The sequence below is a fragment of the Rhodococcus jostii NBRC 16295 genome (genome assembly GCF_001894825.1).
Classification (GTDB): domain Bacteria; phylum Actinomycetota; class Actinomycetes; order Mycobacteriales; family Mycobacteriaceae; genus Rhodococcus_F; species Rhodococcus_F jostii.
In genome coordinates, this window is sequence record NZ_BCWY01000186.1 from 1 (window position 1) to 4,524 (window position 4,524).

Annotated in this window: 5 protein-coding genes; 3 read left to right on the forward strand and 2 right to left on the reverse strand. The window is 64.3% G+C overall.

Features of this window, described 5'->3' with window-relative positions:
• Positions 1–157 precede the first annotated feature (157 nt).
• The 3 genes from RJ1_RS44425 (at position 158) to RJ1_RS44430 (ending at position 2,502) form a co-directional block, all read left to right on the forward strand.
• A complete protein-coding gene (locus tag RJ1_RS44425; RefSeq protein WP_240320069.1) occupies positions 158–1,378 on the forward strand; it encodes a glutamate-cysteine ligase family protein in 1,221 nt (406 codons plus the stop codon).
• Positions 1,379–1,625: 247 nt separating this feature from the next.
• Positions 1,626–1,832, forward strand: coding sequence for a DUF885 family protein (locus tag RJ1_RS49530; RefSeq protein ID WP_162850410.1), 207 nt, complete (start codon positions 1,626–1,628; stop codon positions 1,830–1,832).
• Entirely contained in the window at positions 1,792–2,502 is a 711-nt protein-coding gene (locus RJ1_RS44430; protein ID WP_338049605.1) for a DUF885 domain-containing protein, read from the forward strand. The genes RJ1_RS49530 and RJ1_RS44430 overlap by 41 nt, the downstream gene beginning before the upstream one ends.
• Here the strand turns inward: RJ1_RS44430 and RJ1_RS44435 are convergent.
• On the reverse strand, positions 2,463–3,014 hold the full coding sequence (locus RJ1_RS44435; RefSeq protein WP_005241111.1) for a MarR family winged helix-turn-helix transcriptional regulator: 552 nt from the start codon (positions 3,012–3,014) through the stop codon (positions 2,463–2,465). The two genes, RJ1_RS44430 and RJ1_RS44435, sit on opposite strands and share 40 nt — an antisense overlap.
• Before the next feature lie 247 nt (positions 3,015–3,261).
• Positions 3,262–4,233: an alpha/beta fold hydrolase gene (locus RJ1_RS44440; protein ID WP_073371063.1), complete on the reverse strand. Its 972-nt coding sequence runs from the start codon at positions 4,231–4,233 to the stop codon at positions 3,262–3,264.
• Positions 4,234–4,524: the final 291 nt, after the last annotated feature.

Sequence of the window (4,524 nt, forward strand, 5' to 3'; positions counted from 1 at the left end):
CCTGGTAGAAGACAGTTTTGCGAAGTGTCGAGCGACACAAACTGGGGCTTGTTGTGATGTGCTTCACTCCATAGTATGAAGATATCTCTTGCTCGTCAATTGTTTCGACGTGAAATGTTTTCCAGCTATAGTATCGACGACGAAAGGACCTGGTGACATGACCAGTTCTCACCCAACATTGACGATCCAGAGGGCATACGCGGTCGCCCGCGAAGCATTCGAGCCCGGTGGCGCCGACCTCGTCGGCGTCGAAATTGAGTGGCCAGTGCACAAGCGAGGCAGCCTCTCACGCCCCGAACCGGCCGACTTCCTGCCGGTCATGAACCGTCCTCTGCCGAACAGCAGCCACATCACGATCGAGCCCGGGGGGCAGGTCGAACTGTCTGGTCCGCCGCTCGAATCGGGGCCGGCCACGCTAAGCGCAATCAACGAAGACGCCGTGATTCTCCACCATCGGCTACGAGCGCATGGGTTGATTCCGACCGACCTCGCAGTGGACGACCGCCGTCCCCCGCACCGGATCCTGGACCTGCCCCGGTATCGGGCGATGGAGAGCTTCTACGCGCACCGCGGCCGGGAAGGAACATGGATGATGACGAACACCGCATCGGTGCAGATCAACATCAGCCACCATCCCGACGGCAGGAACCTGCGCTGGGTACTGGCGAACAAGATGGGCCCGGTCCTCGTCGCGGCCTTCGCGAATTCTCCCGGGATCGGCCCCGATGGGCAGCGTTGGCAATCGGTACGGCAGGCGATCTGGAATGGGATCGACCCCGGGCGAACGGCACCGGTCCCGGTGAGTGATCAACCCGGAACGGATTGGGCGCAATATGCTCTCGCGGCAGATGTGTTCTTCATCCGCGGCGGCGATCTGGGCACGAGCGTTCCGCCCGGGTTGACGTTCGCCGACTGGATGACAACAGGGCACCCGGCAGGCTGGCCGACCGAGGACGATCTGCGCTACCACCTGACCACACTGTTTCCGCCGATCCGGCCTCGCGGCTGGCTAGAGTTCCGGATGATCGATGCGTTGGAGCCGGATTGCCGCTCCGCCGCGGTCCTCGTCGCCTCGACCGCAATGGAAGACCGAGTTGCCGCGGAACTGATCGACCTGCTCCCGGATACGCAGGACCTCTGGGTGACGGCCGCGCGTGACGGACTCAACGACCCGGTACTCCGGGACGCCGCACAGCTTCTGCTCGGCGTGGTCGAGCTGCACCTGCGCCGGCACCCGACCCATTCGTCCGCTGCGGGAACGGTTGCGACCTACATCGATCGCTACACCAAGCACGGACTGGCCCCCGCGCACGTGCACGGGGACATCGAAACCGACGCGTTCGCACGGCTCGACGCTGAGGTCGTGGCGGCACCGTGACCGATACCTGACTCGCCAGGCCGGTGCAGCCCGGACACCATTGAGACTCCGCAAGCGCCCACCCTCACCCGGACTCCCACACTCGTCGACCGGATCGCAGAGAACTACCTGATCGCGTGCTGCGAATTGGACCTGGTGGAGGCGACCCGCATCGGGGTACACGGCTTCGACGACCAGGTGACCGACTATTCACCGCCCGTCGCTTTCGACGGCCTGATCCACGGGGGACCGGACGGGGGATTCCCCTTTGGCGCGACCTCGTCAAAGGCGGCCCGCGGCATCCCGGTCCTATCTCGCACTCGCGGAGGTCCTCGAATCCGAGTTCGTCCCCCACCCGGGAACAACAGAGAGTGTCGGCAAGGACGTGTACCGACTGAGGTCGCGAAGTTTCATCGGGACCAGGATCGACCTGGATGAGACGCACGAGTGGGGGAGGGCCCCGACGAAGAACTGACTCGCCCGGGACGCATGTGGTGGTCGGTACCTGCCGGATCGACCATTTTCAGCCCTGGCACGAAACGTCCCGTATGTTCCATGAAGGCGTCCCGGGCCCATCCCCGCAGGTCGATACCGCCATGGCGCGAGGCGATGAGCTCAATCGATGGCGCCGCCTGGCGAACTTCACCTCCGGGCACGGGGAGGGCTGGGCTCTGTACGCCGAGACGCTGGCGGTCGACCTCGGTCTGCTGGACGACCCGGCTGACCGTATGGGACTGTTCCAGTCACAACGTCTGCGCGCCGCACGGGTGGTGATCGATATCGGTCTGCACTGCGAACTGCCCGCCCCGAGTTGTCTGGGCGGAGGCATCTGGGACCCTGGCAAGGCGTGGCGGTTCCTGGCCGAGCGTTGCGTACTGGACGAGATCAGTCGGCGACACGAACACGACCGGTACCTGGGATGGGCCGGCCAAGCTCCGTCATACGCCGTGGGTCAGCGGCTATGGCAGCAACTGCGCGCCGACTATCTCCGGCGCAACCCTGAATCGGATCTCCGGCAATCTCACGACCGAGCTCTGGCCGTCGGCAGCGTCGGGATGGACGTGCTGCGCCGAACCGCGCTCGGCTCAGGCCCCGAGGAACCGGCTCAGTCGGTCTCCAGCCCCACCGCAGGATCCTCGAACTGAGCCAGGAGGATCTTGAGGAGCCGCCGAAGCTCCGCCTGGTCGTCGCCGGCCAGGATCTCCAAGAGCCGAGACTCGTGATCCATGATGTCGGAGACGACCTCATCGACGAGCTTGACACCCTTCCTCGTCAATTGCACATCCACCCGACGACGGTCTTTCGGATGAAAGCTCCGCTTGACCAGTCCGCTGCGCTCGAGCTTGTCCAGCCGGTTCGAGATCCCCCCGGGAGTAATCAGCGCCGCCTCGGAGAGGCGACCTGCCGTCATCCGATACGGCTTTCCGGCACGCCGCAGCATCGCGAGGACATCGAGCGTGACCCTGTCGGTGCCGAGTTCGGCCAGACGCTCGACACGTTCGCGCTCCAAATGCCGTGCAATGCGCCAGATCCTGGTCACTATTCCCACGGAACTGACGTCGATGTCCGGTCGTTCACGCGCCCATGCCTGCTCAACCCGATCGACACCGTCGTCGCCGATTGAGTCCGAACCCGCCGTCGAAACCTCAGCAGTCATGTGATCCTCGAAGCAGCATGGATGCAGTCTACGACGAGAAAGAAGTTCACGGCTAAAAAATACACCAGAGCAAGATTTGCGTGCTCGAAGCTACCCCCGAACCGCCCACGCCCCTCGTCGACAGCTCGCCGGTCGTGGCGCCGGCGAACCCCATCCCACGGCGGCGCGGTGCGACGGGCTGGGCACGTCGATTCGTCGAAAGACGCCCAGGTCCACCGGCAGTTCCCGGTATGTGTCCGTCCAGGCCTCAGGCCCCGACGGAAGCGGGCTCGACAGCGGCGGGCGTGTACGGCTCCCGCGCGGCCCGAACGCGTGTGAGCAGTCTGACGATAGCCTCGGACACGACGGGTGCTCGCTCGCGGAGCACCATGTGTCCGGCGTCTGGGACGGGCACCAGTTCCGAGAGCGGTAGCTGTTCCGCAATGTTCTGTGAATGCGTATACGGTGTCATCAGGTCCCCTGACCCACACAGCACCATCGTCGGGATCGGTGCGAGTGCCTTCACTCCTGCCGTTTCGTCCAGATGCACGAAGGCGGGAAGGAATCCGAGAATGGTCGCGGATGCGGTGTCGTTGATCAACGTGTTGGCGCAGGTAATCAGACGCGGGTGGATCGGGGCCCGACCGTAGGCTGCGTGCCGCACTACGCGTTCGCACGCTTTCCCGGCGACGACACGTCCGGCACCCAGAATCCACGGAGCGTGCCGGGCAACGGTCGTGGCCGCGAGTACCAGCGGATTACTCAGGCTACGAGCGATACCGGACCCGGTGAGCTCGCTTGCGGCAGTCGCGATGAGGCCCGCGGCGACCACGGGAAACCCGATCTTTTCCGGGTGCTGACGGGCCCAGCTGAGGATGCTCATCCCGCCCATGGAGTGCCCTACCAATGCAATCGGTGCACTGCCCCCCACCGCACGAATGACGGAGTCGAGATCCTGGCCGAGTTGCTCGATCGTCATCGTGTCGGGCGCTGCGGGCCCGGACTCGCCATGGCCGCGCTGGTCGTAGAAGACCAGCCGGATCTCTGAGCCGAAGGTGCACTGAAGGAAGGAGCGTTGCAGCTCCCACGATTGCATGTTCAGACAGTGACCGTGCGCAAAGATGACGGTCAACGGTGCCGCTTCGGGGCCGTACTCGCGGGTCACGAGCGGAACCCCGTCGTCTGCCGCGATGGTTGATCGTCGTTCCCACCGAATTGCGGGTTCGAATGTCGTGCTCACCGGATTGTCCGATCCTCCGGGCGGCCAGCTCCATGATCGGCCGCTTCTTAACCTGATGTAATCAGTATCGTCCTCAATATTTCACGAGTCAATAGTTATCTCAGTGTAGTAATTGCCTGAGGAATAGTTCATAGAGTGGAGGACCGCGCGTCCGAAGGGGGCTGTTTCCTGCGCCGGGTCCGTGACCCTCTGTTCGACGCAGGCCGACGGGCCCCTGGTCCAGAGACCAGGGGCCCGTCGGCGACGGCCGTGCGAAGGGGCAACTCCGGACCCGTGCGATCGCGTCACCGT